This is a genomic window from Pseudomonas sp. MWU13-2105 (genome assembly GCF_023242315.1).
Lineage (GTDB): Bacteria > Pseudomonadota > Gammaproteobacteria > Pseudomonadales > Pseudomonadaceae > Aquipseudomonas.
Window position 1 is genome coordinate 1 of record NZ_JALLIY010000061.1, and the last position, 1,925, is coordinate 1,925.

Sequence of the window (1,925 nt, forward strand, 5' to 3'; positions counted from 1 at the left end):
TTCCCGTCATGCACCACCGCCAGGGCGTCCGGCGTGCGCTGCACCTGCGCTTCGAACAAACCATGCACGGTCTGCGCCTGCGGATAATCCAACAACGTGTCGTTGAACGTCACCAGCAGTTGTTCGCGCTCGTCAGCCGGCAAGATCGAAAGGCTACTCAACGACGCCTCGGGATCCTGCTCCAGCGCCTGCAGCAGCTGCTCCAGCGCCGCCTCCATATAGGCGCAGACCCGCATGGCCCCGACTTCGGCGTTGACCTGCACATTCAGGCTGAAGCCCTCGCCCAGGTCATCGACGTTCAGGGTCAGCGGATAGTTGGTCCGTTCCTCACCACCGAGGGTCTCGATACCCTGCCAGGCCTGCGCGGTTTCTTCGTCAACACTGGCAACGGCGCTGTGGCGGTAGTTGAGCAAGGCACTGAACAATGGCGTCGGCGCGGCCACGCCGCTGCAACGCTGGGCCAGGGCCAGGGAGGCATGTTCGTGCCCCAGCAGCGCGGTCAGTCGCGCATGGGCTGCCTTGACCCCGGCGCGCACGCCCTGCCCGCCCACGGCCACCCGCAGCGGCAGGGTATTGATAAACATCCCCAACGCCCGGTCGGCCCCCTCGCCGCCCTGCATCCGCCCCATCAGCACGGTGCCGAAAACCACTTCCTGCCTGCCCGAAACCTTGCCCAGGACCTGGGCCCAGGCCAGATGATGCAGGCTGGCGGCACTCACGCCCAATTGTCGGGCGCGAGCCCGCAGGCGCAGGCTCAGGGCCGGCGACAGGACGCGGGTGGCTTCCTCGATGGCATGACCGTCGCCCCGCACATCCTGCAGGCCGAACGGCAGGGTCGGCTCGTCGATATCGCCGAGCATGTCGCGGAAAAAGGCTTCGTGTTCCTCTCGCCGCCCGCCCAGGCGCGCCTGGGCCACATAGTTGCGATACGGCACCGGGCTGCCGAGTTGCGCGGCCTGCCCCAGCAGGTGCGCCTGGATTTCATCACGGACCACCTCCAGGGCGGTATGGTCCAGGGCCATGTGATGGAAGCGCAGCATCGCCACCCAGCGCTGCTCGGCTTCATCTTCGGCAAACACCAGGTGCATCAATGGCGCCCGGGTCACGTCCAGGCGCGAGTGACGAGTATCGAAACGCGCCTTGAGCTGGCTCGCCACGTCACCGGCACGCGGGTCGAACGCCAGGGTTTCGCCGTGCAGCCGCGCCTGGCGCCAGACCACCTGGACCGGCTCGTCCAGCCCTTGCCAGAGCACGGCGGTGCGCAGGATGTCGTGACGATCGATCACCTGTTGCAGCGCCTGGGCAAAGGCGTCCAGGCGCAGGCGGTCCGGCACCGTGAACAGCGCGTGCAGGACGTAGGGGTCGCCGCTCCCGGCTGACAGATGATGATAGAGAATACCTTCCTGCAACGGCGCTAGCGGATAGATATCCTGCACGTTCGCCGCGCCACCCGGCACGCTGGCGACAATACGGTCGATAACGGCCTGATCTAGGCTGACCAGGGGCAGCATGTCCGGGGTGATGTATTCGCAACCCGATGGAATGGCATTGGCCGGCACCAGGATTTCCCGCCCGCCACCCACGGCCGTGGCCAGGGCCGCCAGGGTCGGCTGGCTGAACAGCGCCTGGACATCGACGCTGAGCCCGGCCTGGCGCATATGGCCGATCAGGCTGACCGCCAGCAACGAATGGCCGCCCAGCTCGAAGAAGTGATCGTGACGCCCCACCTGTTCGACCTTGAGCAAATCGCTCCAGATCCGTGCCAGGGTGATTTCGGTTTCGCCCTGGGGCGCCTCGTAGCCACGGCGGACCAGCGCATTGCTGTCCGGGGCCGGCAGGGCCTTGCGGTCGAGCTTGCCGTTCGGGGTCAGCGGCAGCTTGTCCAGCGCGATGTAAACGCCTGGAACCATGTACTCCGGCAGTTT

At 66.5% G+C, this 1,925-nt stretch carries 1 protein-coding gene; it reads right to left on the reverse strand.

Translation table 11 applies throughout. The annotated features are described in order from the left end of the window. Positions 1–1,925 (reverse strand): condensation domain-containing protein (locus M5B96_RS32265; RefSeq protein ID WP_248801193.1); only part of this gene is annotated, 1,925 nt, incomplete at both ends.